General features: G+C 73.0%; 1 protein-coding gene and 1 pseudogene. One reads left to right on the top strand and one right to left on the bottom strand.

Annotated elements, in window-relative coordinates; genetic code table 11:
* A pseudogene (locus tag AOK24_RS49080) lies at nucleotides 1-366 on the bottom strand (protein phosphatase 2C domain-containing protein); the annotation flags it as partial.
* Between the two features lie 279 nt (nucleotides 367-645).
* Between AOK24_RS49080 and AOK24_RS44485 the strand changes: the two are divergent.
* Nucleotides 646-1123, top strand: a 478-nt coding sequence (locus tag AOK24_RS44485) for a DUF456 domain-containing protein (RefSeq protein WP_055725480.1), incomplete at its 3' end; no start/stop codon positions are given.

The following is a 1123-nucleotide window of genomic DNA, read 5'->3' as shown; positions in this document are numbered from 1 at the left end:
GGTTGAGGGGCGGGCTTCTCCCGGCTCCCATTCCCCCGCCGGCTCCCACAGCCCGGTGGGTTCCCACTTGCCCGCGGGTTCCCACTGCTGCTCGGGTGGGCCGGGCTCGGCGGTGTTGTGCGGGTCGGGGGTCTGAGCCTCCGGGGGCTTTCCGGGGGCGCTGGGCTCGTTGCGAGGGCGTGGTACGGCTCCTCGCGGGGACGGTGTCTGCCACCACTCGCCCGTGCGCACCGCGTCCGACGCCGAGGCGAAGCGGTCGTCCAGGGAATCGGGTGTGGGTGTGGGGCCCGTGTCGGCGGTGTCGTCGTACAGCTGGCCCCACCAGTCGTCCTGGTGACCCGTGGGACTTCCCCCCTGCTGGCTCATGCCCCTAATTGTCCACCGCGAGGGCCGGAAGAAAACGGGGCAACGGGAAAATGCGAGCCATGAGGAACGGAAGACGCGGCGTGTCGGGACGGGATGCGGACGGGTGTTCGGGGCGTGGGCCGTCGGGCGGTCCCACCCCCCACGGGAGAACCACCCGGCGACGTCGCGGGAGCGTGCCGCGTCCGCGGCCGGCGGTCCGAGTCTGCGGGGTCCTGCTGATAATCCGCTGTGAGCACTCCCTGACCTGCGCCGCGCACCCGCCTCCGGCACCCTGGGCAGATGGGAGTGTGGGAACTCCTGCTGGTCGGTCTGGTCATCCTGCTCGGCCTGTGCGGAGTACTGGTGCCCGGCGTACCGGGGTCGTGGCTGGTGTGGGCCGGGGTCCTGTGGTGGGCGCTGAAGGATCCCCAGCCGGTCGCGTGGGCGGTGCTGGTGGGGGCGACGGTCGCGCTGTTCCTCGCCCAGGTGATCCGCTGGGCCCTGCCGCCACGCCGGTGGCGGGGGTCGGGGGCGACCCCCCGGATGGCCGTGTACGCGGGCGTGGGCGCCCTTCTCGGCTTCGTCCTCGTACCCGTGCTGGGCGCGATCCCCGGTTTCCTCGGCGGCGTCTACCTCAGCGAGCGGCTCCGCCTGGGGCGGCACGGGGAGGCGAGGGCGGCGCTGCGGACGGTGATGCGGGCGGGCGGGTCGAGTGTGCTGACGGAGTTGTTCACGTGCCTGCTGATCGCGGGGGCTTGGATGGGGGCGGTGTTGTGGG

The sequence above is a fragment of the Streptomyces niveiscabiei genome (assembly GCF_001419795.1).
Lineage (GTDB): Bacteria > Actinomycetota > Actinomycetes > Streptomycetales > Streptomycetaceae > Streptomyces > Streptomyces niveiscabiei.
This window is presented reverse-complemented; position numbering and strand designations above follow the sequence as displayed.